Genomic DNA, 25592 nt, shown 5'->3' with positions numbered 1-25592 from the left:
ATCAGGTGCGCTCGCGCTCGACCCGGTTGACGCCGGCGACGCGGCGCAGGTTGCGGATCAGGTGGGCCAGGTGCACGCGGTCCTTGACCTGGATCGTGAAGCGCAGCTGGGTCATCATGGCTTCGTCGTCCTCGTCCATGCCGACGTAGGTGATGTTGGCGTCGGACTCGCCGATTTCCGCGGCGACGCGCGCCAGGATGCCCTTTTCGTTGTTGATCAACAGGCGGATGCGGCAATCGAAGCGGCGGTTCAGCTCGCTGCCCCACTGGACCGGGATCCAGCGGTCCGGTTCCTTCACGCGCAGGCGCTGGGCCTGGGTGCAGTCGGCCGTGTGGACCATCAGGCCCTGGTCGCGGCGCAGCTGGCCGATGATGTTGTCGCCCGGGATCGGCAGGCAGCATGGCGCCAGCTGCACCGATACGCCTTCGCTGCCGTAGATCGTGACCGGGTCGAGCTCGCCGTTGCCGTTGTCCTGGGCCGGCAGGGCGTCGACCTCGCCGTCGAGCAGGCCGAAGATGTGGCGCGCCACCAGCGCCGGCATGCGCTTGCCGATGCCGATGTCGGCGTACAGCTCGTCCATCGACTTGGCCGACGATTCGGCCAGCAGGCGCTCGATCGTGGCCTGGGTCAGCTCGGCGCGGATGCTCAGCTGCGACAGCGCCTGCGCCAGCAGCTCCTGGCCCAGCTCGACCGATTCGTTCAGGTTGACCGTGCGCAGGTAGTGGCGGATCGCCGAGCGCGCCTTGCCGGTGCGGACGAACGACAGCCAGGTCGGGCTCGGGCGCGAGTTCGGGTCGGTTTCGATCTCGACGATGTCGCCGTTGTGCAGCTCGGTGCGCAGCTGCGCTTCCTCGTGGTTGATCTTGACCGAGACCGTGTGGTCGCCGATGCCGGTGTGGATGCTGTAGGCGAAGTCGAGCGGGGTCGCGCCGCGCGGCAGGGCGATGATCTTCGACTTGGGCGTGAACACGTACACCGAATCCGGGAACAGGTCGACCTTGACGTGCTCGAGGAATTCGGCCGAGTCGCCGGTCTGCTGCTGGATGTCGAGCAGCGACTGCAGCCAGGCGTGGGTGCGCTGCTGCAGGTCGGACATGTTCTGGTCGCCGGTTTTGTACAGCCAGTGCGCCGCCACGCCGGACTCCGCGGTGCGGTGCATTTCCTGGGTGCGGATCTGGAATTCGACCGGGGTGCCGTAGGGGCCGATCAGGGTGGTGTGCAGCGACTGGTAACCGTTGATCTTGCGGATCGCGATGTAGTCCTTGAACTTGCCCGGCATCGGCTTGTACAGCGCGTGCAGGGTGCCGAGCGCCACGTAACAGTTGGGCACGGTGTCGACCACGACGCGGAAACCGTACACGTCCAGCACCTGCGAGAACGACAGGCGCTTGTTGCGCATCTTCTTATAGATGCCGAACAGGGTCTTTTCGCGGCCGTACACCTCCGCCTCGATGCCGGCCGTGCCCAGCGTCGCCTTGACCGCGTCGAGGATCTTCTTGACCACTTCGCGCCGGTTGCCGCGCGCCGCCTTGATCGCCTTGGACAGCGTGCGGTAGCGCAGCGGGTACAGGTGCGAGAAGGAGAGGTCCTGCAGCTCGCGGTAGATGTCGTTCAGGCCGAGGCGATGCGCGATCGGCACGTAGACTTCCATGGTCTCGCCGGCGATGCGGCGTTTCTTGGCCGGCGCCATGACGCCGAGCGTGCGCATGTTGTGCAGGCGGTCGGCCAGCTTGATCAGGATCACGCGCACGTCGCTGGCCATCGCCAGCAGCATCTTGCGGAAGTTTTCGGCCTGGGCTTCGACCACGCTCTGGAATTCAATCTTTTCCAGCTTGGACAGGCCGTCGACCAGGTTGGCGACCTGCGGGCCGAAGCGCTCGAGCAGTTCTTCCTTCTTGACGTCCTGGTCCTCGATCACGTCGTGCAGCAGCGCGGCCATGATGGCCTGGGCGTCAAGCTTCCAGTCGGCGCAGATCTCGGCGACGGCGATCGGGTGGGAAATATAGGGTTCGCCCGACTTGCGGACTTGGCCGAGGTGCATTTCGTCCGAGAAGCGGTAGGCTTCCTTGACTTTCTTGAGCTCGGCGGGTGTGAGGTATTCGGCCAGCTTGTTGGCCAGGTGCGTAATGGACGCGACGCCCGGTGCGGGCGCCGGTTCGGCTTCCTGCGGCTTGCCAGCGGACCGGCCGGGCCGGTTCGCCTTGGGGGTACTGCCTGAGTGGACGGAGTCCGGTGAAGACAAAGTCATATGCTTAAAAATCAGCCGCTGTTTAGGACAGCATAACAGATTCGAAGCAAACCACGGATTGACTAACTCAGGCGCAAGGAAATTCGAGAAACCGTAGCGAGCGGCCGCAATGTTGGTTGAGAAGCGCAGCTGTACGAATGTACAGCGAGCATCGCCAACCGACAGTGCAACGCGCAGTAGGTTTATCGGATTTCCGACTTACATCGGGACCTTTTTGAGCATCTCCAGGCCAACTTTGCCCGCGGCGATTTCGCGCAGCGCGACGACGGTCGGCTTGTCCTTGGCTTCGACTTTCGGGGTGTGACCCTGCAGCAGCTGGCGCGCGCGGTAAGTGGCGGCCAGGGTCAGCTGGAAACGGTTCGGGACGGTCTTCAGGCAATCTTCGATGGTGATGCGGGCCATGGTCTACTCCTAAATAAAAATAGCTGACGCCTGCCGGAGCAGGTCAGGATTGCTGGTGTACGTGGATTCCCAACTGGGCAAACAGCGATGCGTTGCGCGCGGCTTGTTGGGCAAAGCGCAGGCGGGTCGCTTTGACGATCGCCTGGAGTTCCGACAGGGCAACGTTAAATTCTTCGTTGATGATAGCATACTCGAACTCGGGAGCGTGAGCGATCTCGCCGCCCGCTGCCAGCAAACGTCGCGTGATGATGTGCGGTTCGTCCGTGCCGCGCTTGTTCAAACGCTCTTCCAATGCCTCGATCGACGGTGGCAGGATGAAGATGCCGGCCGCGGCCGGAAATTGCTTCTTCACCTGGCGCGCGCCCTGCCAGTCGATTTCCAGCAGGATGTCGGTGCCGGTCTTCATCTCCTGTTCCACGCTCAGGCGGCTGGTGCCGTAGTAATTGCCGTGCACCTCGGCCCATTCCAGGAATTCGCCGCGGTCGGCGCGCGCCACGAAGTCTTCGGCGGTGGTGAAGTGGTATTCGCGGCCATCCTGTTCGCCCGGGCGCGGCGGACGCGTCGTGGTCGAGATCGACAGCTTGATGCCCGGTTCCTGCTTGAGCAGCGCATTGACCAGGGTCGACTTGCCGGCGCCCGACGGGGCGGCGACGACGAACAGGCTGCCGGAGAAGGCGGTGGGGAGCATGTTAATTCCTTTGCTACTTTGTTGGTTCGCTAAACGTTGGTTCGATAAACATGAAACGCGTGAACAGCCGGGCTGTGCACGCGTTCGGTACGACTGGGTTAGTACGGCGACCTGGCGTCAATAATTATTCGAGATTCTGAACCTGCTCGCGCATTTGCTCAATCAAAAGCTTGAGCTCCATCGACGCGTCCGCCAGTTCCTTGACCGACGCCTTGGCGCCCAGCGTATTGGCTTCGCGGTTCAGTTCCTGCATCATGAAGTCGAGGCGCTTGCCGACCTGGCCGCCTTTTTTCAGGATGTGGCGGGTCTCGTTCAGGTGCGCGGACAGGCGCGACAATTCTTCCGAGACGTCGATGCGAATGCCGTACAGCGTGACTTCCTGGCGAATGCGCTCGAATACTTCCTGGCGCGTCAGCACCTGCGGATTGCCGTGGCCGGCCAGGCCGAGGGCGTCCTGCATCCGCTCGATCGCCTTTTGCTGGAATTGCGCGATGACTTGCGGGATCAGCGGCGTGATGCGCTTGACGATCGCTTCCATCGAATCAATGCGCGACAGCAGCATCGTGGCCAGGGCCGCGCCTTCGCGCTGGCGGCTGTCGACGAAAGCGGCGATGGTCTTGGCGGTCAGCGCGGCAACGTCGGTTTGCAGCGATTCCTGGCCGATCTGCGCTTCCTCGACGACGCCGGGCCAGCGCAGCAACTCCGCAACAGTCATCAGCGGCGCCGAGACGAAGTGGCGGGTCACCTCGGTCTGCAGCCGCGCCAGGTCGGCCAGCAGATCCTGGTTGAGCGCCTGCGAGCCGGTGCTCGCCTTGCGCCCGAACGACAGGCGAACCTCGACCTTGCCGCGCGTGATCGCGCCCATGATCGCCGCGCGCAGGTCCGGTTCCAGCGCGCGCAGTTCGTCGTTGATGCGGAACTGGAGGTCGAGGAAGCGTGAATTCACGCTTTTGATCTCGATCGTCAACGTGCCCGCAGCGCCTTCGCTGGTGGCGACCGCATAACCTGTCATGCTAGAAATGCTCAATGGAGTCCCCGGTTTCCGGCAAGCCTGTCCAGAGGCTTCCCTTATTCTTTACAAAGCGCAGATTTATCCACACAATCGCCGTGTTTGACAAGGAATACTTCCCACATGGCTGCACAAAATAACGCGCCCCTGCCCGATGGGCTGGAAATTGGCGGATATCGCATTGTAAAGAAAATTGCGTCCGGTGGGTTCAGTATTGTTTATTTAGCATATGACGGCGAAGGCAATGCGGTCGCCATCAAGGAATACCTGCCCAGCGCCCTCGCGCTGCGCCAGCCCGGCGAGCTGGCGCCCAGCATTTCCAAGACGAATTTGCCGGTGTTCCGCATCGGCCTGAAGTGCTTTTTCGAAGAGGGCAGGGCGCTGGCGCGCATCGTCCACCCGAACGTGGTGCGGGTGCAGAATTTCTTTCGCGGCAACGATACCGTGTACATGGTGATGGCCTACGAATCGGGCCACTCGCTGCAGGAACACATCGGCCGCCAGGCGGCGCGCGGCGCCCGCGTGCCCGAGGGCTTCATCCAGCAGGCGTTCGCGGGCGTGTGCGCGGGCCTGCGCGAGGTCCACGCCAACAAGCTGCTGCACCTGGACCTGAAGCCGGCCAACATCTACCTGCGCCTGGATGGCACGCCGATCCTGCTCGACTTCGGCGCCGCGCGCCAGACCCTCAACAGCGACATCCCGACGCTGGCGCCGATGTACACCCCCGGCTTCGCGGCGCCCGAGCTGTATGCGAAAGGCCAGCCGCTGGGACCGTGGACCGACATCTACAGCATCGGCGCGGCCGTGTATGCCTGCATGACCGGCGCCCCGCCGACGCCGGCCAATGCGCGCAAACCGGACAACGGCGCCGACCCGATGACGCCGCGCCTGGCCCAGCTGGCCGCCGGCGGCGCGTACTCGAGCGCCCTGGTCGAACTGGTCGGGGCCTGCCTGGCGCTCGATCCGCTGGCGCGTCCGCAAAGCGTGTTCGCGGTGCAGAAAAGCCTGCAGGCGCTTGCCGCCGGCAGCAGAAACACCAGCACAAGCGGCAGCAAGGGAGCGCGCAAAGGCGGCGCCGGCGAGAATGACAAGGATGCGCCGGCGCAGCCGGAGCAAGCGCGCGCGTCCTCCGGCTGGCGCGGACTGGTCGAACGCCTCGGCGCCTTCAAGCGCCGGGCCTGAAACGAACGAAAAGGACAGCAATGCAGTTTTCCGTCTACCAGCAAAGCCAGATCGGCGGACGCAAGGTCAACCAGGACCGCATGGGCTACAGCTACACGCGCGACGCGCTGCTGCTGGTGCTGGCGGACGGCATGGGCGGGCACGCGCGCGGCGAAGTCGCGGCCACGCTGGCGCTGCAGACCATGTCGGCGCTGTTTCGCGCCCAGGCCGCGCCGTACGTGAAAAAGCCCGAGCGCTTCCTGCAGGAAGCCTTCGAGGCGGCGCACGATGCGATCCGGCGCTACACGCGCGAGCGCGCACTGCCCGAGTCGCCGCGCACCACCATCGTCGCCTGCCTGGTGCAGCACAACTGCGCGGTGTGGGCGCACTGCGGCGATTCGCGCCTGTACTGGCTGCGGCGCGGCCAGATCCTGGCGCGCACGCGCGACCACTCGCACCTCGAACACCTGATCGCCAAGGGCCAGGCCCACGAGTCCGAACGCAATACCCACCCCGACCGCAACAAGCTGTACAACTGCCTGGGGGCGTCGATGCCGCCCAGGGTCGAGCTGTCGCGCCAGTCCAGCCTGGAGCCCGGCGACGTGCTGCTGCTGTGCTCCGACGGCCTGTGGGGCGTGCTGCCCGACAGCGAGATCGTGCACCAGCTCTCGACCCACACGATCGTGCAGGCGGTGCCGGACATGATCGCCATGGCCACCGCGATCGCCGGCAGCCGCGCCGACAACACCACCGCGCTGGCGATCCAGTGGCAGGGCGCCGGCGCCACGCTTGACGCCGGCGACGCCAGCATCGTCTCCACCCAGATGCTGACCGAGGGCGAGGTGACGACGCGCCTGTCCGGCGCCGACTCGGACACCGACCCGTTCGACGAAGACGACATCGAAAAAGCGATCGCCGAGATCAACCAGGCGATCGAGAAGTCGTCGCAACTGCTCAAATAGTTTATTCGATTTACCCAACCAAGGATCTTCATGACCGTCAGTCAAACCCATGCGCGCCCGAGCGGCCGCGCCGACGACCAGCTGCGCGCCATTCGCATCACCCGCCACTACACCAAGCACGCCGAGGGCTCGGTGCTGATCGAATGCGGCGACACCAAGGTGATCTGCACCGCCAGCATCGAAGACAAGGTGCCGGGCTTCTTGAAGGGCAAAGGGCAGGGCTGGCTGACCGCCGAATACGGCATGCTGCCGCGTTCCACCCACAGCCGCATGGACCGCGAGGCGGCGCGCGGCAAGCAGTCCGGCCGCACCCAGGAGATCCAGCGCCTGATCGGCCGCTCGCTGCGCGCGGCGTTCGACCTGGAAGCCTTCGGCGAGCGCACCCTGCACCTGGATTGCGACGTGATCCAGGCCGACGGCGGCACCCGCACCGCGTCGATCACCGGCGCCATGGTCGCCGCGTATGACGCGTTCTCGCGCCTGGTGGCGCGCGGCGCGATCGCCGCGGTGCCGGTGCGGCACTTCGTCGCGGCGATCTCGGTCGGCGTAGTGGACGGCGTGCCGGTGCTGGACCTGGACTACGTCGAGGATTCCGGCTGCGACACCGACATGAACGTGGTGATGACCGAGCACGGCAGTTTCGTCGAGGTGCAGGGCACGGCCGAGGGCGCGGCGTTCGACCGCGCCGGCATGAACCGGCTGCTGGACCTGGCCGACAAGGGCATCCGCGAGCTGGTGGCGCTGCAGAAGGGTGCGCTGGACCTGGCCGGCGCATGAGCGCACCGGGCGGGCCCAGCTGGCCGGGCTGGCCGAGCTGGCGCGATGCCTGGCGCACGCGCCAGGTCGGCAACGGCCAGCTGCTCGGCCTGGGAATCGTGTTCGTCTGGTTCTTCGCGGGCGGGATCATGCATTTCGCCGCCACCGCGCTCGAAGCGACCATCGTGCCGCCTTATATTCCCTGGCCGGTGGCGGCGGTATGGGTCAGCGGCGTGTTCGAACTGCTCGGCGCGGCCGGTATCCTGCTGCCGTGGGCGCGCCGTGCCGCCGGCGTCGGCCTGGTCCTGCTGACCCTGGCGGTGACGCCGGCCCACATCTACATGCTGCAACGGCCGGAACTGTTCCACGTGCCGCTGTGGGCGCTGTGGCTGCGCCTGCCGATCCAGGCGGCGCTGCTGTGGCTGATCGGGTGGAGCACCTGGCGGCCGCGCCGCCGGGCCTGAAGTGCCAGCAGCCGCGTCAGGTCTCCTGCTCCGGCTCCGGCAGGTTCAAGCGCCCGGTGTGGTAATCGTACTCGTACACCTCGCCGAAGCGGCCCCACTCGATCGCCACTTCCAGCATGCGCTTGGCTTCCTCGGCCTCCATGCTTTCTTCCAGCAGTTCCAGGAACGGCTCTTCCGGCAGCGCGCCGTTGGGCTCGTCCTCGAGCTGCTGGCGGATGCGCGCCACCAGCGGGACGTGTTCGAGCAGCTGCTGGCCGAACATGGTCTGACGCAGCGTGTGCTCGGCCTCGGCATAGCGCCGTCCGAGCGCGCTCAAGGCGATGTCGCCGCGTTCGACGTGGGCCAGGCCGAGCAGTACCATCGCCTCGTAGGCCGGGAACAGCTCCTCGTCGGGCAGTTCGGTGTCCTCGGACAGCTGCGGCAGGTCGGCGCGGCCGTCGTACGGGCTGGCCGCCAGCAGGTCGAGCACGGCCTCGATGCGCGCCACGTCGGTGTCCGGCAGGCGGTAGTCGACCCGCGCGGCAGCCGGCACCCCCGGCACGCCCGGCACCGGGGCCGGCGCCGCGCGCATCGTCATCAGGCCGTACACCTCGTCGATCAGTGCGCGCACCGCCGGCGAATCGGCGTCGCGCGGGCGCGGCAGGCCGATCTTGATTTCATTGCGAATGCGGCCCGGGTCGCTCGACAGGATGATGATGCGGTCGGCCATCATCACCGCTTCCTCGATGTTGTGCGAGACGATCAGGATGCCCTTGGTCGGGATCCGGCTGTCGTCCCACAGTTCGAGGATGTCGTTGCGCAGCGTCTCGCCGGTCAGCACGTCGAGCGCCGAAAACGCCTCGTCCATCAGCAGCACGTCGGGGTTGGTCACGAGCGCGCGCGCGATGCCCACGCGCTGGCGCATGCCGCCCGACAGTTCGCGCGGCAGCGCGCCGCCGAAGCCGGCCAGGCCGATCAGCTCGAGCATGGCGTCGGCGCGTTCGCGGCGCTGCTCGGGCGCGACGCCTTGCGCTTCCAGCCCGAGTTCGACGTTCTGCTGCACGGTCAGCCACGGGAACAGCGCGAACGACTGGAACACCATGGCGATGCCGGACACCGGGCCGCGGATCGGGCGGCCGCGGTAGTGCGTCATGCCGGCGTCGGCCTGGGCCAGGCCGGCGATGATGCGCAGCAGCGTCGACTTGCCCGAGCCGGACTTGCCGAGCAGGGCCACGATCTCGCCTTCTGCCAGCGCGAAGTCGACGCCTTCCAGCACCGTGCGTGGCGAGCCGTCCGGGCTGCGGAAGGATTTGCTGACGCCGCGCAGGTCGATCAATTTGTTGTTTTCCATGTCAAGCTCCTTAATCTGATCAACGGCTGCGGTCTTCGGCCAACAAGTAAAGCTTACGCCAGAAGAACCGGTTCAACACCATCACGAACACGCACATCACCGCGATCCCGAGCGCGATGCGATGAAAGTCGCCGGCATCGGTCATCTGCTTGATGTAGCTGCCCAGGCCATCGGCCACCAGCGTGGTCTTGCCCCAGGTGACGTACTCGGCGACGATGCTGGCGTTCCAGGAGCCGCCGCTGGCGGTGATCGCGCCGGTGACGAAACTCGGGAACACCGCCGGCAGGTACACGCGCTTCCATTTCAGCCAGCCGGTCAGGCCGAGGTTGTCGGCCGCCAGGCGCAGCTCGGTCGGCAGCGTCGAGGCGCCGGCCACCACGTTGAACAGGATGTACCACTGGGTGCCAAACACCATCAGGGGGCTGAGCCAGACGTTGGGCGACAGGTGCGCGTGCACCAGCGCGTAGACCACCAGCGGAAACATCAGGTTGACCGGGAAGGCCGCCAGGAACTGCGCCAGCGCCTGCACCTTCTGCGCGTAGCGCGGGCGCAGGCCGATCCAGACCGCGACCGGCACCCAGATCAGCGAGGCCAGCGCGATCAGCAGCATCACGCGCGCCAGCGTGATCAGGCCCAGGCCGACCACGTGCGCCGCCTCGCCCCAGCCGACCTGGCTGTGGATGAACAGCACGAAGCGCCAGATGCCGGCCAGCGCGATGACGCCGAACAGCAGGTCCCACAGGCGCGGGTTGACGTTCAGGCGCCGCGGCGCAGGCGCGGCCACGGCGTCGCTGTCGGGCTTGAGGCTGAACCAGCCGAGCGAACGCGCGCCGGCGGCCCACATGCGGTCGGTCAGCGCGCGCATCCAGACGCTGCGCCGGCCCCAGTCGAGCAGCCAGGATTGCTGGGCGCTGTCGCCCTGCGATTCCTCGAAGCGGAATTTGTCGGCCCAGGCCAGCAGTGGGCGGAAGAACAGCTGGTCGTACAGCAGGATGCCGGCGAACATGGCGCCGATCGCCCAGGCGATGGCGCGCCCGCTCTTCTGGTCGATCGCCACCGCGATGTAGGCGCCGATGCCCGGCAGCTTGATGTCCTGGTTGGCCACGGAAATGGCCTCGGCCGCGACCAGGAAGAACCAGCCGCCCGACATCGACATCATCATGTTCCACAGCAGGGCCGGCATGGCGTACGGCAGTTCCAGGCGCCAGAAGCGCTGCCACGGCGACAGGCGGAACACGCGCGCCGCCTCGCCCAGCTCGGGCGGAATCGTCTTCATCGACTGGTACAGCGAAAACGCCATGTTCCACGCCTGCGATGTAAAAATCGCGAAGATCGCCGCGCATTCGACGCCCAGCAGGTTGCCGGGGAAGAGGGCGATGAAAGGCGCGATCGCGATCGCCTGGAAGCCCAGGATCGGCACCGACTGCAGCACGTCCAGCAGCGGGATCATGAACTTCTCGGCGGCGCGGTAGCGCGAGGCGATCGCGGCGAAGGCGAAGGTGAACAGCAGCGCGCAGCCGAGCGCCGTGAACATGCGCAGGATGGTGCGCAGCAGGTAGTAGGGCAGGTAGCTCGGGTCGAGCGAGATCGGGGTCGGCTGGCCGAGCGTGAACGGGCGCGCCATCTGCATGCCGCCATAGGCGACCGCGGCCAGCACGGCCAGCACGATCGGCAGCAGCGCCCAGTCCCAGCGGTTCGGGGTCGAGGCCAGGAAGGAGCGGCCGGTGCGGCCGGGAGTGAACAGTTCGAACATGGGCTTCCTTGTTTCCTAAAACTGAGCGTGCAGGCGGATCGAGCCTACGTTGACCGGCCCGCGCCTCGCGTTGTAGGCGGGGTTGACGACGTGCTGGTAGTCGACCGAGGCCTGCAGTCCATGGCCGAGGCCGATCCGATAATAGCTTTCGGCGATCTGCTCGGGCCGATAGTCGAGGCGGCCATCGCCGATGAAGGCGCCCACGCCGCCCGCCGCCAGGTAATCGCGGTGGTCTTTGGACAGGCCGTTGCGCACCCATGCGACACCGAAGTTGTCGTCGGCGCGACCCCAGCGCGCTCCGCCGGCGCCGACGCCGGCAGACAAGGCGTTCTCGATCTCGGTGAAGGAATAGGTTTCCGACCGGCCGTCATTCCAGCTGGCGCGCGCGAACACGCCGACGTCCTGCGCCAGTCCTTGCTCGAGGTTCACGCCAAAGCCGATCTTGCTGCGCTCGGTACGCACGCGCGCCACGTCCGGCACGCCACCGTTGTCGGGCGCCTCGGCCAGGGCGTCGCGGAACGCGCCCATGCGCGCTCGGTTGCGGAAGGCCAGCAGGCGGATCTTGCCGTCCTGGCCGAGCCATTTGTGGCCGTGCTCGAGTTCGACCTGGTCGCCGTAGTGCTTGAAGATACGCTTGTCGAGCGGCAGCCCGTTCGATTCGGCCGGCTGCAGGAAGCGGCCGTAGCGGATCGCCCAGTCGCCGTCGATGTATTCGATCGCCGCGCCCCAGGTATAGCCGCGCGCATCGGCGGCGAAATCGTAGGCGCCGGCGTCGAGCAGAGCCCAGTTCATGAACTGGCCGCGTGCGTCATGGGCATAGGCGTTGTTGTCGAAGACGTCGTTCAGCGCGAAATTGCCGGCGGTGAGCACGAGGCGCCGGCTCGACACGGTGCCGGCCACCTGGTTCATGTCCGACTCGACCTTGACCGGGTCGCCGCCCAGGTTCCAGGTCTGGCGCAGGAACAGGCGGGCGCGGTAGAAGGTCGGGTTGGTGCCGCTGGTCTTCTGTTGCTCGCCATTGGTCATCCCGCCCAGGCCGTGCAGCCCGGACAGGGCCTTGCCCTGTACGACCTCAGGGTCGACATACAGCTCGCCGCCCTCCCAGGCGCGCCAGCCGAAGGCGAGGGTGCCGCTGAAGGAATAAGCGGTCTCGCGTTGCGGCAGCAGGCTTTCCGGCCCGGTGTAGGGGGCGGGGAAAGACGGTTTGAGTTGCCAGATATAGGTGCTCTGGCCGTGTACGTTCCAGGCTTCCGGCGTGTCGGCATGCGCGTCGGCCTGCGTGTCGGCGGCCAGGTCCTGGGCTTGCGCCAGCACATCGGCCTGGCGAACGCCGGCGAGGGCGGCCAGGGCCGCCAGCTTCAGCAAGTTGTGTTGCAGTCGAAACATAGGTATCTCCGTCGTCGAACGGCATACCTTTCATTCGCGCTTGCTTTCGCGATGAGGCCGGCTTCGCACGGGAAGCCGGCCGCAGCATCAATGGATTGTTGTCGGAATTCGGGAGGCCCGGCGCGGGCCGGGACAGCGGATACCATCATCTGCCTCGGGCGAGATGACGGCAGGAGGAAGGAATCCTGCGGGAACCAGGCGGTTCCGCGACGTTATCTTGCCGGGGCCGGGCCAGCGTTACGCCGGCTACAACTGCCACTCGAACAAGTGCCCATGAAAGGGGCTCCATAAAATAAAAACCCTCGGATTCTAAGTTGCCATCCTTTCTAGCGTCAAGGAAAAATGCGCCCAGGAACGACGGCTGCAACAGTATTCCGGTAGGCCGCGCCGCCATCGTAAGCGAGCATTGTGGCGCACGCGTGACGGCTGTTGCGCGGCGGTGTCACATTACCGCATCGTAATATTTACGCAAGGCACGGTCATCTATACTTCTCACACGGGGCAACAGGTCACACCTGCGTCCACAGCAAGAGATATCCCCGCACCAGTCCCGCCCGAATCCCATCGATCCACCATACGAACACCATGCACGACCTGAGCGATATCGCCGACTGGCTGCAAAGCCACGCCCTCCACCATGAATCGGCGGTGCACGACACCCTGCCGGACCCGGTTTTCAAGGTCAACGGCGAGGCCGCCGTCTCCTTCAGCACCAACAATTACCTGGCCCTGGCCAACCACCCGCGCCTGGTGGCGGCGGCCAAGGATGGCCTGGACCGCTACGGCGTCGGCAACTGCGAGTCGCGCCTGCTGGGCGGCGACCTGCCGGTCTACCGCGAGCTCGAGCGCCGCCTCGGCAACCTCAAGCACAAGACCGACGCGGTGCTGTTCGTGACCGGCTACATGGCCAACATCGGCGTGCTGTCGACGCTGGTCAAGGCCGGCATGCTGGCGCGCCTGCACGGCTTCCGTCCGAAAAAGCGGCGCAAGTACGCCTATTTCACCGACGAGTACAACCACATCAGCATCCGCGAAGGCATCCTGATGTCGGGTGCCGACAAGCACACCTACCGCCACGCCGACATGGACCATCTCGAGTCGCTGCTGAAGGCGGCCGACGGGATCAGCCCGATCATCGTCAGCGACGGCGTGTTCAGCATGGAAGGCACGATCGCGCCGCTGCCCGAGCTGACCGGGCTGGCCGAGAAATACGGCGCCATCCTGTACATCGACGACGCCCACGCCACCGGCATCCTGGGCGCCAACGGCGGCGGCACCTCCGAGCACTACGGCTGCTACAGCCCGACCATCATGCAGATGGGGACCTTGAGCAAGGCGCTGGGCGCGATCGGCGGCTTCGTCGCGCTGGAACGCGAGATGGCCGACGTACTGCGCCTGACCAGCTCGGCCTACGGCTTTACCTGCCCGCCGCCGCCGGACCAGGCCAATGCGCTGCTGGCCGCGCTCGATTTGCTGGAAGAAGAGCCGCAGCGGCGCGCGCGCCTGTGGGACAACCAGCGCTATTTCGTCGAGCGCATGCGTCCGCTGGGCTTCGAGTTGACCTCCACGAGCACCCCGATCGTGCCGGTGCTGGTCAAGGACGCCAAGCGCTGCCAGTTCTTCCAGCGTGCCCTGCGCGAAGAAGGCATCCACGTCGATTCGATCCAGTTCCCGGCGGTGCCGGTGGGCCAGGCGCGCCTGCGCTTCATGCTCAACGCGGCCCACACCCATGCGCAGATCGACCGCGTGGTCGAGGTGATGGGGCGGCTGGCCCATATCGCCTGAATCCGGTCGTCGCGCCGGCAACTCAGCGGCGCGCCACCGGAAGCCATTCTCTTCTAAGATCGTAGCAACCAGACAACATTGCCGCCCGTCTGCCCGGGCGCTACGATCGATGAACAACCCGCTTTCCCGCCACGCGCGCCTGCGCCTGGCGATCGGCGCCGCGCTGGCCGCCGGCCTAGCGCCGGCCGCCCACGCCGCATCCGGCTATGCCGCCGACCTCACCTTCGAACAAGCCGTGCAGGCCGTCCAGCAAGCCCGGCGCGACGGCCTGCAGCCTGCCATGGCGCAGCCCGGATCCCAGCTCGATCACGGGGCCGGCACCAGGGACGCCAGCCCGCAGCTCGATCCGCAGACCGGCTTGCCGTACGTCTCCACGCCCGGCCCGCAGCCGCAAACCCAGTCGGCGCCGCAGTTCGACAAGAACGGCAAGGCCTACAAGGGCTACGGCGCGGCGGCGCTCGAGATCCTCGGCTTCCAGGTCGCGCTGAACCGCTTCGACAACGCCTTCGCCGGCCCGGACTATCACGTCACGCTCGGTACCATCCGGCGCAACCTGCACAGCAGCTGGGTGGTCGACCGCGACCCGTTCGAGGTCAACCAGCTCGGCCACCCGTACCAGGGCTCGGTGTACTACAACATCGCGCGCAGCAATGGCCTGAACTTCTGGGAATCGATGGGCTACGCATTCGGCGGCAGCGCGGTGTGGGAAGTCGCCGGCGAGAGCACCCGGCCGTCGCGCAACGACCAGATCACCACCAGCTTCGGCGGCACCTTCCTGGGCGAAGCGCTGTACCGCATGGCCAACCTGGTGATGGAGCAGGGCTATGGCCTCGACCCGGGCGAGCGCGCGCTGGCGATGGGCGTGATCTCGCCGGCGCTGTTCGTCAACCGGTCGATGCGGCCCGGGCGCGGTTCCGATCTGTTCGCCAGCAACAACCCCGCGCTGTACTGGCGCTGGCAGGCCGGCGCCGGCACCGCGATCAAGACCGAGGCCGGGCCCGCGGCCACGCCGGCGCGCACCGAAGCCGCGGTCGATTTCCTGCTCGACTACGGCCTGCCCGGCAAGCCCGGGTACGAGTACCGCCGTCCGTTCGACTATTTCCGCTTCCAGCTGCGCGCCTCGACCCTGGGCGGCATCGAGACGCTCGGCACGCGCGGCCTGCTGTTCGGCGGGCCGTACGCGGCGGGAAGCGACCTGCGCGGCATCCTCGGCATCTACGGCAGCTACGACTACATCGCGCCGCAGCTGTTCCGCGTGGCCAGCACCGCGGTCTCGCTCGGCAGCAACGCCCAGTGGCGCATGTCGGACGCGCTGGTGCTGCAGGGCCATGCCTCGGGCGGCATGGGCTACACCTCGACCGGCACCGTGCGCGGCACCTCGGATCGCGAGTACAACTACGGCTTCGCGCCGGAGGCGATGGTGTCGCTGCGCCTGGTGATGGGCAACAACCTGCTGTTGGATACCACCGCACGCGAATTCTTCAACGGCCGCCTGAGCAACTCGGAGACCGGCGGCACCGACCGCGTGGTGCGTGCCGACGCCTCGCTGACCTGGCGCATCTCCGGCAACCACGCGCTGGCGCTGCGCTACATCACCTCGCGCCGCAACTTCGATTTCCCCGACGTCACCGCGGGACACCAGCGGCGCGACACGCTCGGGCTGTATTACGTGTACCAGGAGGCCAAGGGCTTCGGCGTCGTGAACTGGTAAGCCCGGCGGCATTTTGCTAAGCTGGCGCATCACTGCTCAGCATCGGATCCCATGTCGACAACACGCACCGCTTCGCTGGCGCTGGCCATCGCAACCGCTTCGGCCGGGGTCCAGTCCGCGCCGCCCGCCGCTTCGGCGCCAACCCCGGCGCCGATCCCGACCCACACGCTGGACAGCGGCGCCGTCCAGGCCACCGTCACCGAGGCCATCGGCGGGCGCCTGCTGTCGTTCGCGCTGGCCGGCCAGCCCAATTTCCTGAAGGTCGACCTGGCCGCCGGCGATCCGGCCGCGAGGGTCGATGCCGACGCGCCCAACGTCGGCTGGATGGGCCACGAGATCTGGGCCGGCCCGCAAAAGCAGTGGTGGACGCACCAGGATGTCAATCCCGCGCGCGCCGCCGCACACGCCCCGTGGCCGCCCGATCCCTACCTCAGCCTGGCGCGCTACACGCTCGCGCACGCCGACGCCGCGAGCATTGCGTTCACCGGTCCGGCCAGCCCGGTCAACGGCCTGCAATTGGACAAGCGCTTCAGCCTGGTGCCGGGCAAGCCGAACAGCCTGCAGCTGGACGTGGGCGCGGTCAACCGGCGCGAGCGCCAGGTGGCCTGGGACCTGTGGTTCAACACGCGCGCGCACGGCGACACGCGCGTGTACGTGCCGGTGGCCAGCCGCGCCGACGTGCGCCAGCAGGCGGTCGAGCCCAAGCCGGACTGGGTGCCGCTGACCTGGACGCTGGCCGACGGCCTGTTCTCGATCGACATGCCGGCGCCGGAAGCGGACCGGCGCCACCGCAACGGCAAGATGCTGCTGCAGCCCTCGAGCGGGTGGATGGCCGGTTTCCACGCCGGCCAGGTGCTGCTTATCCAGTTCGCGCTGCAGCCGCGTGCGGCGATCCATCCCGACCAGGGCCAGGTCGAGCTGTACAACGACTACCCGGCCGACGACCTGGGCAAAGGCCTGCTCGAGATGGAAGTGCACGCGCCGTACCGCCAGCTGGCGCCGGGCGCGCGCATGGCGGCGGCGGAAACCTGGACGCTGCTGCCCTACGACGGCCCGGACACGCGCGCCGCGCACGTGGCGTTCCTGCGTGCGCATGCGCGGGCGCTGGGGCTGGGCGGGATCGGCGCGGGGCGGTAGGCCGCTGCACAGCGGGCGTTTTCAGGCCGCATTCGCCTGCGCGGCCGTGCGCATGCGCGCGAACCAGGGGTAGGCCAGCGGCAGCAACAGCAGCGTGAACACCGTGGCCGATACCACGCCGCCGACGATCACCACCGCGAACGGACGCTGGGTCTCCGAGCCGATCCCGTGCGACAGCGCGGCCGGCAAAAGGCCCAGGCCGGCCATCAGCGCGGTCATCAGGATCGGCCGCAGGCGCGCGACTGCGCCCTCGACCGCGCTGGGCCAGGGCGCGCCCCCGGCCGCCTGCAGCTCGACGATCTGCTCGACCATGATGACGCCGTTTTGCACCGCGATGCCGGCCACGGCGATCAGGCCGACCGCCGCCGAGATCGAGAAGTGAAGCCCGGCCAGTCCCAGCCCGGCCAGCGCGCCGACCAGCGTGAACGGAACGATCGCCAGCACCAGTAGCGCGCGCGCCACCGAGCGGAACGCGCCGAACAGCAGCGCGAAGATCAAAAACGCGGTCAGCGGTACGATCACGCGCAGGCGCTTGACGGCGCGCTGCTGGTTCTCGAACTGGCCGCCCCAGGCGATGCGGTAGCCGGGCGGCAGCACCACTCGCTCGGCCACCTTGCGCTGGGCCTCGGCGACGAAGCTGCCCTGGTCGCGCCCGAGCAGGTTGGCCTTGACCGAGGCGTTGCGTTCGCCGTCCTCGCGGCTGATGCGCGAGGCGCCCTGGCGCGTGCCGATGGTGGCGACGTCGGCCAGGCGCACGCTGCCGCCTCCGGCCAGGGCGATCTGCAGCGCGCCGATGCCGTCCAGCGAGGCGCGGTCCTTGTCCTGCAGGCGCAGGGTCAGGTCGAAACGCCGGTCGCCCTCGTAGAACTGGCTGACCGCGATGCCGGCGAGCGCCGCCTGGATCGCGGCGTTTACGTCGGCCACGTTCAGGCCGAGGCGGGCGATGCGTGCGCGGTCGATCTGCACGTCGAGTTCGCTCTGGCCGCCGATGCGCACCGCCTCGACGTCGGCCGCGCCCTGGATGCCACGCAGGATGCCAGCGACCTGCTCTGCCTTGCGCCCCAGGACCGCGAGGTCCGGGCCGTACAGCTTGACCGCGATCTCACCCTTGACGCCGGACAGCGCTTCCTCGACGTTGTCTTCGATGACCTGGGAAAAATTGGTTGGGACGCCGGGCAGCATGTGGATGCGGCGCGAGATGTCGGCGACCAGCGCGTCCTTGTCGGCGAACCGCCAGCGGGCGTGCGGCGCCAGGTCGGCCAGGATTTCCATGTTGTTCGGCCCTTTCGGGTCGGTGCCGTCGTCGGGGCGCCCGACATGCGAGACGATGTTGCCGACCTCGGGATACGACTGCAGGATCGCGCGTACGCGTGCCTCGATCGCGCGCGTGGTCTCGATCGAACTCGAGACCGGCAATTCGATCGTCAGCCACAGGTTGCCCTCGTCGAGCTTGGGCAGGAATTCGCTGCCGAGCAGCGGCGCCAGCGCCAGCGTCACGCCCAGCAGCGCGGCCGAAGCGCCGAACACCGTCGGACGGCGCGGCCAGGCGCGCAGCAGCAACGCGCGGTAGCTCGCCTGCAGACGAGGCAGCCAACGGTTGGGCCGCTCGCGCAGCGGCCGCTTGCGATTGGCCCAGGCCAGCAGCACCGGCACCAGGGTCATCGTCAGCAGCAGCGCGCCCAACATGGCGAAGCTGAGCGTAAACGCGACTGGCGCGAAGATCTTGCCCTCGACGCGCTGGAAGGTATAGATCGGGATGAACGCCACCACGATCACCGCCTTGGCGAACAGGATCGGCTTGCCCAGGCTCGCGACGGTGTCGCGCACCGTGGCGTCCGGCGCCGCGCGCGGCTCTCGCGTCGCGCGCGATTCCAGGTGCAGGCGCACCAGCAGCGCCTCGACCAGCACCACGGCGCTGTCGATGATGATCCCGAAGTCGACCGCACCGAGCGAGATCAGGTTGGCCGGGATGCCACGCGCGTCGAGCACGATGAAGGCGCACAGCAGCGACAGCGGGATGACCGCCGCCACGATCAGCGCAGCGCGCCAGTTACCCAGGAATGCCACCAGGATGGCGATCACCAGCAGTGCGCCCACCACCAGGTTCTCGGCGACGGTGTGCACGGTATGGTCGATCAAGTCGCTGCGGTCGTAAATGGTCATGATGCGTACGCCGGCAGGCAGGCGTGCGCCGAGCCGGTCGACCGCCGCTTTCACGTCCGCCACCACCTTGGCGGCGTCGGCGCCCTTGCTCATCTGGACGATGCCCTCGACCACGCTGTCCTGGCGGTTGAAGGCGACCACTCCCGAGCGCGGACTGTGGCCGATCGCGACCTCGCCGACGTCGCCGACCAGCACCGTGCGGCCGTTGCTGGCGCTGACCACGGTGCGGCCGATGTCCTCGATTTGCTCGAAGATGCCGATACCGCGTACCACCAGCGCCTCGTCGCCGCGCCGCACCAGGCCGCCGCCGGCGTTGGCGCTGGCGTTCGATAGCGCCTGACGCACCTGGTCGAGCGTCACGCCGTAGCGGTTCAGCAGCAGTGGATCGACCTGCACCTGATATTCCTTGACGGTGCCGCCGAAACCGACCACGTCGGCCACGCCCGGCACCGCGCGCAAAGCCGGCCGCAGGGTCCAGTCCTGCAGCGCGCGCACCTCGTTCTCGGGCATGTCGGGCGGCGTTTGCAGAACGTAGCGGAACACCTCGCCGACCGCGGTCGACAGCGGCGCCAGGGAGGGCTGTACGCCCGGCGGCAGGGTCACGTTCTGCAGGCGCTCGTTGACCTGCTGGCGCGCGAAATAGTCGTCGGTTCCGTCGGCGAAGGTGAGCGTCACGACAGACAAGCCGCCGATGCTGACCGACCGCAGCTGGGTCTGACGCGGCACGCCGGACAGTTCGCGCTCGATCGGCAGGGTCAGCACACGTTCGATTTCCTCGGCCGCCTGACCGGGCAGCTGCGTCACGACCTGCACCTGCACGTCCTGCACGTCGGGGAAGGCTTCGATGGGCAGGTCGTCCAGGGCGCGCCAGCCGATGGCGACCAGGCAGGCGGTCAGGAACAGCACCGCCACGCGTTGGCGCAAGATCGCGTCGATCAGCTTAGCCAGCATGGTTCGCACTTTCCGCGCCCAGCAGCAGCGCGCCTTCGGTGACGATGCGCTCGTGTGGATCGAGACCGCTGTCGATCCAGCTTTGCGCGGGACCGCCGAGTGCCACGTGCACGCGCCGTTTCTCGAAGGTGCCGCGGGCGCGTTCGACGAACACGTAGTTGTACAGGCCTTCGGTGATCAGGGCGGTGTTCGGTACCGGCACGGCGCGCGCCGCCCCATCCTGAACGAAGGCGATGCGCGCGAACATGTCTGGCTTGAGGCGTCCATCCGCATTGTCCAGCTCGCAACGCACCTGCACGCGGCGGGTGGCCGGATCGACCGCGACGCCGATGCGTCCGATGACGCCGTGGAAGGTCTCGCCGGGCCAGGCGTCGGTCTCCAGCGCGACCGGCTGGCCGGGGTGCAGGTGAACTGCGACGCGCTCGGGCACGTCGGCGATCGCCCATACGCGGCGCAGGTCGCTGATCACCAGCAGCGCATTGGCCTGGTCGGGACGCACTTCCTGTCCGAGGTTGATCTGTTTGTCGGCCACCACGCCGGCAATCGGCGCGCGCAGGCGGAAGCGCCCGTCGACTGCGCTGTCGGCGTGCAGGTTGCCGATGCGCTGGCGCGCGCGGCGCGCTTCGGCATCGGCCTGGCGCAGGTCGGCGTCGGCGTTCTCGTAGTCCTTGCGCGCCAGGACGTCGGCGTCCACCAGTTCCTTGGCGCGCGCCAGTGCCAGGCGCTTGCGCTCCTCGTCCGCATCGGCTTTGCGCGCATCGGCCTGGGCGCCGGCCAAGTCGGGCGAATCGAGTTCGGCCAGCAGCTGGCCGGCGCGGACGCTGTCGCCGACTTCCACGTGCTGCGCGGTCACGCGGCCCAGCACAGGGGAAGCGATACGGCTGGTGCGGCCCTCGTCATAGGCGATGCGGCCGGCCACCGGCTCGGCCAGCGGAAGGGCGCGCGCGTCGACCGCGGACAGCTTGAGGAACGACAGCTGCGGGTCGTCAGCGGCAAAGCGCACCAGGCCGGGTTCGGACCGAGGTTTGGCGGCGGGCGCGGCAGGGGCCGTACGTGCCGGCGCCGTACCGTGCCAGACGAAGACGCCAGCCAGGGCGCCCAGCGCGAGCGCGACGGCGGTAACGGTGATTCGGGTATTCATTGCGTATGCTCTCGCGACAGTGCGGCGTCCAGCGACGCCAGGGATTTGGCCAGTTCCGCGTGCGCGGCGAGGGCCTCGAGCTGGGCTGCGCGCCAGGCGCGGCGCACGTCCAGCACGTCCATCACGCTCATGGCGCCGCGCGCGAATGCGAATTCGCCGGCGTCCAGCGCCTTGCGCGCGGCAGGCAGGATCTCGTTGTCGTAGCGCGCCACGCGCGCGCCGGCGGCGCTCGATTGGGCGCGCGCGCGGCCGATGTCGGCGCGCGCGGCCTGGCGCGTCTTTTCCAGCGTTTCGTTGGCGGCGTCGAGCGCTGCTTCGGCGCTGCGAATTTCTCCCTGCATGCCGTAGCGGACGAACAGCGGCACCTGCAGGGCCACGCCGACGCTGTTGCCGGTCCCCTGAGGGTTGGCGGCGCTGACCGGGTAGTGTTCGAACTGCACCCCGACCGTGACATCGCGGGTGCGACCGGCCACGGCCAGGTCGCGCGATGCCTGCGCGGCGCCGGCGCGGGCGCGCGCAGCGGCCACGTCGGCACGCGCTTCCACGGCGGCATCGGCTTCGGCGTCGGCGCCGCCGGCGCGCATCGCCGGCCAGGAATCGACCGCGCTCAGGCGTTCGGGTGCATCCAGGCCGAGCAATAGCGCCAGCGAGCGCCGGGCCTCGTCCAGGTCGGCGTCGGCGTCGTCGGCGTCGTTGCGGGCATGCAGCGCGTCGACGCGCAGGCGCGCGGTATCGGCGCCGGCCAGGTCGCCGGCGCGGCGGCGTGTCTCGGCCGCGTCGAGCGCATTCGAGGCCAGCGCCGCGGCGTCGCGCGTGATCGCCGCGCGCTCCTGGGCCGCCAGCAGGTCGTAGTAGGCTGCGCCAACGTCGCGTAGCAGCTGGCGGCGCGTATCGGCCAGGTCGGCCTGGGCGGCGTCGCGCTGCAGCTCGGCCGCGGCGGTACGCAGGCGGCGCTTGCCGCCGCGCTCGACCAGCTGGTCGACGCGCACCGTGCTGTCGACGGTCTTGCTGCGCAGCGAACCGGCGCCGATCCCGGCCGCCGGATTGATGTTCATGGTCTGCAGCGTCAGCACCGGGTTGGGCGCGGCCGCCGCGCTTGTGACCGCGGCGGCCGCGCTGTCGGTGGCGATCGCCGCCAGGCGCAGATCATGGTTGTGCTGCCGGGCCAGCGCGAGCGCCTGGTCGAGACGCAGGGCCTGGCCATGTGCCGGCAATCCCAGCGCCGCCACCAGCAGCCCCGGCACGAGTTGGGCAAGGCGAAACATGGTGCGCCTCAAGGATGGACCGGCAGTGGCGGCAGCACGCGTCCGACATGTGCGGGATGGCCCCGGTCACAGTCTTCGGGCCACAGCTCGACTTCGTCGCCGACCCGCAGCGCCAGGCCGTCCGGCACGGCGGCGACGACATTGTGCTGCAGACGGGTGCGACGGTAGCGGACCATCGCGTAAGCCGTGCCGGCCGGCGCCGGAGCGCCGCCCAGACAAGTGAGCAGCTTGGCCGCTGCCGCCTGCGGCGTCAGGAGTTCGAGCACGCGGCCGTAGCTCGCGCCGTGTGCCCAATCGACGCGTTCATTGGGGACCGGCCCGACGCAGGCCGACAGCAGCGCGCACAAGGCGAGAAGAGACGAGACAGTGATGCTGCGCATGGGAACCTCGCGGATGGATGAACGAAAGCGAGGCGATCATAGGTCTATCCCCGGGGTCTGCCGATTACGATCGCGTAATCATTGCTGACTCGTAATCCGGTCGCCGCCGGTGTTGTGGGCATCGATTAGATTAACGATCGGTAATGGCTGGCGCCGCGCCACTAGCCTATACTGGACCGTTTGGTTTTATACTCTGCGCCATGCCACACTGCCTAGTCATCGAAGACGATACGGAAACCCGCGACTACCTGTGCAACAGCCTGCGCGCGGCCGGCTACGTCGTGGCCGCCGCCGGCGACGGCACCGAGGGCGGCGTCCAGCTGCGCGAGCGCCGCTGGGACGTCGTGGTGCTCGACCGCATGCTGCCCGGCCAGGTCGACGGCCTGGGCCTGCTGGAACAGTTGCGCGCGCGCGGCGACGCCACGCCGGTGCTGATCCTGTCGGCCCTGAACAACGTCGACGAGCGCGTGCGCGGCCTGCGCGCCGGCAGCGACGATTATCTCGCCAAGCCGTTCGTGCTATCCGAGCTGCTGGCGCGCGTGGAGAACCTGGCGCGCCGCTCTACCTGGTCGCGCGACGTCAACCAGCTGCAGGTGGCCGACCTCAAGCTCGACCTGCGCACCATGCGCGTCACGCGCCAGGGCGCGACCATCAACCTGCAGCCGCGCGAATTCCGCCTGCTCGAATACCTGATGCGCCACGAGGGCCAGATCGTCACCCGCACCATGCTGCTCGAAGGCGTCTGGGAATACCATTTCGACCCGCAGACCAACGTGATCGACGTCCAGATCAGCCGCCTGCGCAGCAAGGTCGACAAGGACTTCGAACCGCCCCTGATCCACACGGTGCGCGGCGCCGGCTATGTGTTGAGCAGCTCGGGCTATGGCGCCGCGGCTTAGCCTCAAGGGTTCGATCGCCGCTCGCCTGGCGGTCGGCTACGGCCTGCTGGTGGCGTTGGCGATCGCCGCGCTGTCCAGCATCTTCTACTTCGGCACCGTCGGCGTGTTCGAGCGCTCGCTGGACAACAAGATCCACATGATCGGCGGGCGCATGGAAGCGGCCTGGCGCACCGGCGGCATTGGCGCGGTCGAGCGCCAGATCGACCAGCAGCTGCACGACCGCATCGACAGCGATACCGAACTGGTCGGCCTGCTCGACGTCCAGGGCCGCGTGGTCGCCGGCAACCTGCCGCGCTGGCGCGGGGTGCTGCCGGCGTCCGGCCAGCTGGTGTTCGACACCATGGACCGGGGCAGCGGGCCGGTCTCGGTGCGCCTGCTGGTGCTGTCGCTGGACGGCGGCTGGCGCCTGGTGGTCGGACGTGACCTGAGCGAGCTGGATGGCATCCGTGCCGTGGTCGAGCACGCGCTCCTGATCAGCGTCGCGGTGTCGCTGCTGCTGGCCTTCGCCGGCGCCCAGCTGTTCCGCCGCCTGATCGAGGCGCGCATCGGGCGCATCCGCCGCACCGCCGCGCGTATCGCCGCCGGCGAGCTGTCCAGCCGGATCACCGTGACCGGCAACGACGAATTCGCGCGCCTGGGCGCCGACATCAACCAGATGCTGGACCGGATCGAATCGCTGATGGAAGGCGTGCGCCACGTCTCGAACTCGATCGCGCACGATCTGCGCACGCCGGTCACGCGCGTGCGCTCGCGCCTGGAGCGCGCGCTGCAGGCGGCTGCGGACCCGCATGCGCTGGTCGGCGATGCGCGCCTGGCGATCGAAGAGATCGACAACGTCATTTCCCTGTTCGACAAGCTGCTGCAGATCGCCGCCGCCGAGACCGGGGTGCGCACGCGTAACTTCGACACGCTCGACCTGGCGGCGATCGCGCGCGACATGAGCGAGCTGTACGAGCTGGTCGCGGACGAGCAGGGCGTGCTGCTGCGCTACAGCGGCGAGGTCCCGGTGCCGATCCGCGGCGACCGCGACCTGCTGGCCAGTGCGCTGGCGAGCCTGATCGACAATGCGATCAAGTACGCGCGCAGCGGCGTCCACGTCGACATCGGCGTACGCCGCGACCAGCACGAGGCGGTGGTCTCGGTGCGCGACTACGGCCCCGGCGTGCCGGAACAGGACATCGACAAGCTGTGCCAGCGTTTCTACCGCGTCGACCAGAGCCGCCACCTGCCGGGCAACGGCCTGGGCCTGTCGAGCGTGACCGCGATCGCGCAGCTGCACGGGGCGCGCGTCCGCCTGCGCAACGCCGCGCCGGGGCTGGAGGTGAGCCTGGTGTTTCCGGCGCATTGAAGCGCACGGCGGTAGAATATCGCCTTTCCCGCCTCGCTCACCGCAACACACCATGACCCAACGCCTCATCCTCGCCTCCAACAATGCCGGCAAGCTCAAGGAATTCGCCCAGCTGCTCGGCCCGATCGGTTTCGAACTGCATCCGCAGGGCGAATTCAACGTGCCGGAAGCCGAGGAGCCCTTCGGCACCTTCGTCGAGAATGCGCTGGCCAAGGCGCGCCACGCCGCGCGCCTGACCGGCCTGCCGGCGCTGGCCGACGATTCCGGCGTCTGCGTCAACGCGCTGGGCGGCGCGCCCGGCGTGCATTCGGCGCGCTATGCCGGCCTGCCCAAGTCGGACGCGCGCAACAGCGAGAAGCTGGTGCGCGACCTGGCCGGCATCGACGACAAGTCGGCCTATTTCTACTGCGTGCTGGTGTACGTCCGCCACGCCGACGATCCGCAGCCGGTCATCGCCGATGGCGTCTGGCGCGGCCGGATCGTCGACGAGGCGCGCGGCGCCGGCGGTTTCGGCTACGATCCGCACTTCCTGCTGGCGGAATTCGGCAAGACCGCGGCCGAGCTCGAGGCGCATGAAAAGAATGCGGTGTCGCACCGCGGCCAGGCGCTGCGCGCGCTGGTCAAGAAACTCAAGTAATTTGCTGATCGTCCCG

Annotated in this window: 21 protein-coding genes; 10 read left to right on the top strand and 11 right to left on the bottom strand. The window is 68.0% G+C overall.

The window, feature by feature from the left end; translation table 11 throughout:
* Position 1: 1 nt before the first annotated feature.
* The 4 genes from FA90_RS13155 to FA90_RS13140 all read right to left on the bottom strand — a co-directional run bounded on the left by FA90_RS13155 (position 2) and on the right by FA90_RS13140 (position 4350).
* Positions 2-2248 carry a bifunctional (p)ppGpp synthetase/guanosine-3',5'-bis(diphosphate) 3'-pyrophosphohydrolase gene (locus FA90_RS13155; protein WP_036169376.1) on the bottom strand — a complete coding sequence of 749 codons (2247 nt, stop codon included), beginning with the start codon at positions 2246-2248 and terminating at the stop codon, positions 2-4.
* 198 nt (positions 2249-2446) lie between these two features.
* Positions 2447-2650, bottom strand: a complete 204-nt coding sequence (gene rpoZ, locus FA90_RS13150; RefSeq protein WP_036169375.1) for a DNA-directed RNA polymerase subunit omega — start codon at positions 2648-2650, stop codon at positions 2447-2449.
* Between the two features lie 43 nt (positions 2651-2693).
* Positions 2694-3338, bottom strand: a complete 645-nt coding sequence (gene gmk, locus FA90_RS13145) for a guanylate kinase (protein ID WP_036169372.1) — start codon at positions 3336-3338, stop codon at positions 2694-2696.
* A 124-nt stretch (positions 3339-3462) separates the two neighbouring features.
* On the bottom strand, positions 3463-4350 hold the full coding sequence (locus FA90_RS13140; protein ID WP_036169370.1) for a YicC/YloC family endoribonuclease: 888 nt from the start codon (positions 4348-4350) through the stop codon (positions 3463-3465).
* A 120-nt stretch (positions 4351-4470) separates the two neighbouring features.
* On the opposite strand from FA90_RS13140, the gene FA90_RS13135 reads away from it, so the two are divergent.
* The 4 genes from FA90_RS13135 to FA90_RS13120 are packed head-to-tail and all read left to right on the top strand — an operon-like array spanning position 4471 to position 7690.
* Positions 4471-5529: a serine/threonine-protein kinase gene (locus FA90_RS13135; protein WP_036169368.1), complete on the top strand. Its 1059-nt coding sequence runs from the start codon at positions 4471-4473 to the stop codon at positions 5527-5529.
* A gap of 20 nt (positions 5530-5549) precedes the next feature.
* On the top strand, positions 5550-6470 hold the full coding sequence (locus FA90_RS13130) for a PP2C family serine/threonine-protein phosphatase (RefSeq protein ID WP_036169366.1): 921 nt from the start codon (positions 5550-5552) through the stop codon (positions 6468-6470).
* Between the two features lie 30 nt (positions 6471-6500).
* A complete protein-coding gene (rph, locus tag FA90_RS13125; protein WP_036169363.1) occupies positions 6501-7247 on the top strand; it encodes a ribonuclease PH in 747 nt (248 codons plus the stop codon).
* Complete coding sequence (locus FA90_RS13120; RefSeq protein WP_239700729.1) at positions 7244-7690, top strand: hypothetical protein; 447 nt, start codon at positions 7244-7246, stop codon at positions 7688-7690. Before rph ends, FA90_RS13120 begins: the two co-directional genes overlap by 4 nt.
* Before the next feature lie 16 nt (positions 7691-7706).
* Here the strand turns inward: FA90_RS13120 and FA90_RS13115 are convergent, their stop codons facing one another.
* Genes FA90_RS13115 through FA90_RS13105 form a run of 3 tightly spaced genes read right to left on the bottom strand, consistent with a single transcriptional unit; the run spans position 7707 to position 12159 of the window.
* On the bottom strand, positions 7707-9020 hold the full coding sequence (locus FA90_RS13115) for a nitrate/sulfonate/bicarbonate ABC transporter ATP-binding protein (RefSeq protein ID WP_036169356.1): 1314 nt from the start codon (positions 9018-9020) through the stop codon (positions 7707-7709).
* Positions 9021-9039: 19 nt separating this feature from the next.
* The gene (locus FA90_RS13110) at positions 9040-10773 is read right to left on the bottom strand and encodes an ABC transporter permease subunit (protein WP_036169354.1); all 1734 of its coding nucleotides are present in this window, start codon (positions 10771-10773) and stop codon (positions 9040-9042) included.
* A gap of 15 nt (positions 10774-10788) precedes the next feature.
* Positions 10789-12159: a carbohydrate porin gene (locus FA90_RS13105; protein WP_081933838.1), complete on the bottom strand. Its 1371-nt coding sequence runs from the start codon at positions 12157-12159 to the stop codon at positions 10789-10791.
* 585 nt (positions 12160-12744) lie between these two features.
* On the opposite strand from FA90_RS13105, the gene FA90_RS13100 reads away from it, so the two are divergent.
* The 3 genes from FA90_RS13100 (at position 12745) to FA90_RS13090 (ending at position 16792) form a co-directional block, all read left to right on the top strand.
* Entirely contained in the window at positions 12745-13944 is a 1200-nt protein-coding gene (locus tag FA90_RS13100; protein WP_036169353.1) for an aminotransferase class I/II-fold pyridoxal phosphate-dependent enzyme, read from the top strand.
* 109 nt (positions 13945-14053) lie between these two features.
* Positions 14054-15655 (top strand): DUF3943 domain-containing protein, encoded by a 1602-nt coding sequence (locus FA90_RS13095; RefSeq protein ID WP_051971767.1) that lies wholly within the window; start codon positions 14054-14056, stop codon positions 15653-15655.
* 51 nt (positions 15656-15706) lie between these two features.
* A complete protein-coding gene (locus FA90_RS13090) occupies positions 15707-16792 on the top strand; it encodes a DUF4380 domain-containing protein (RefSeq protein ID WP_036169351.1) in 1086 nt (361 codons plus the stop codon).
* Positions 16793-16813: 21 nt separating this feature from the next.
* Here FA90_RS13090 and FA90_RS13085 read toward each other — a convergent pair whose 3' ends face one another.
* The 4 genes from FA90_RS13085 to FA90_RS13070 are packed head-to-tail and all read right to left on the bottom strand — an operon-like array spanning position 16814 to position 22692.
* Positions 16814-19906 (bottom strand): efflux RND transporter permease subunit, encoded by a 3093-nt coding sequence (locus tag FA90_RS13085; RefSeq protein ID WP_036169349.1) that lies wholly within the window; start codon positions 19904-19906, stop codon positions 16814-16816.
* Positions 19896-21047, bottom strand: a complete 1152-nt coding sequence (locus FA90_RS13080; RefSeq protein WP_036169347.1) for an efflux RND transporter periplasmic adaptor subunit — start codon at positions 21045-21047, stop codon at positions 19896-19898. Before FA90_RS13080 ends, FA90_RS13085 begins: the two co-directional genes overlap by 11 nt.
* The gene (locus FA90_RS13075; protein WP_081933837.1) at positions 21044-22312 is read right to left on the bottom strand and encodes a TolC family protein; all 1269 of its coding nucleotides are present in this window, start codon (positions 22310-22312) and stop codon (positions 21044-21046) included. The genes FA90_RS13080 and FA90_RS13075 overlap by 4 nt, the downstream gene beginning before the upstream one ends.
* Positions 22313-22320: 8 nt before the next feature.
* Positions 22321-22692, bottom strand: a complete 372-nt coding sequence (locus FA90_RS13070) for a hypothetical protein (protein ID WP_156116700.1) — start codon at positions 22690-22692, stop codon at positions 22321-22323.
* A 200-nt stretch (positions 22693-22892) separates the two neighbouring features.
* Here FA90_RS13070 and FA90_RS13065 point away from each other — a divergent pair, with 200 nt between their 5' ends.
* Genes FA90_RS13065 through rdgB form a run of 3 tightly spaced genes read left to right on the top strand, consistent with a single transcriptional unit; the run spans position 22893 to position 25576 of the window.
* A complete protein-coding gene (locus FA90_RS13065) occupies positions 22893-23591 on the top strand; it encodes a response regulator transcription factor (protein ID WP_036169341.1) in 699 nt (232 codons plus the stop codon).
* Entirely contained in the window at positions 23575-24939 is a 1365-nt protein-coding gene (locus FA90_RS13060) for a cell wall metabolism sensor histidine kinase WalK (protein ID WP_036169339.1), read from the top strand. The genes FA90_RS13065 and FA90_RS13060 overlap by 17 nt, the downstream gene beginning before the upstream one ends.
* Positions 24940-24991: 52 nt before the next feature.
* Entirely contained in the window at positions 24992-25576 is a 585-nt protein-coding gene (rdgB, locus tag FA90_RS13055; protein ID WP_036169336.1) for an RdgB/HAM1 family non-canonical purine NTP pyrophosphatase, read from the top strand.
* Positions 25577-25592 lie beyond the last annotated feature (16 nt).

The organism is Massilia sp. 9096 (genome assembly GCF_000745265.1).
GTDB lineage: Bacteria > Pseudomonadota > Gammaproteobacteria > Burkholderiales > Burkholderiaceae_D > Telluria.
This window is presented reverse-complemented; position numbering and strand designations above follow the sequence as displayed.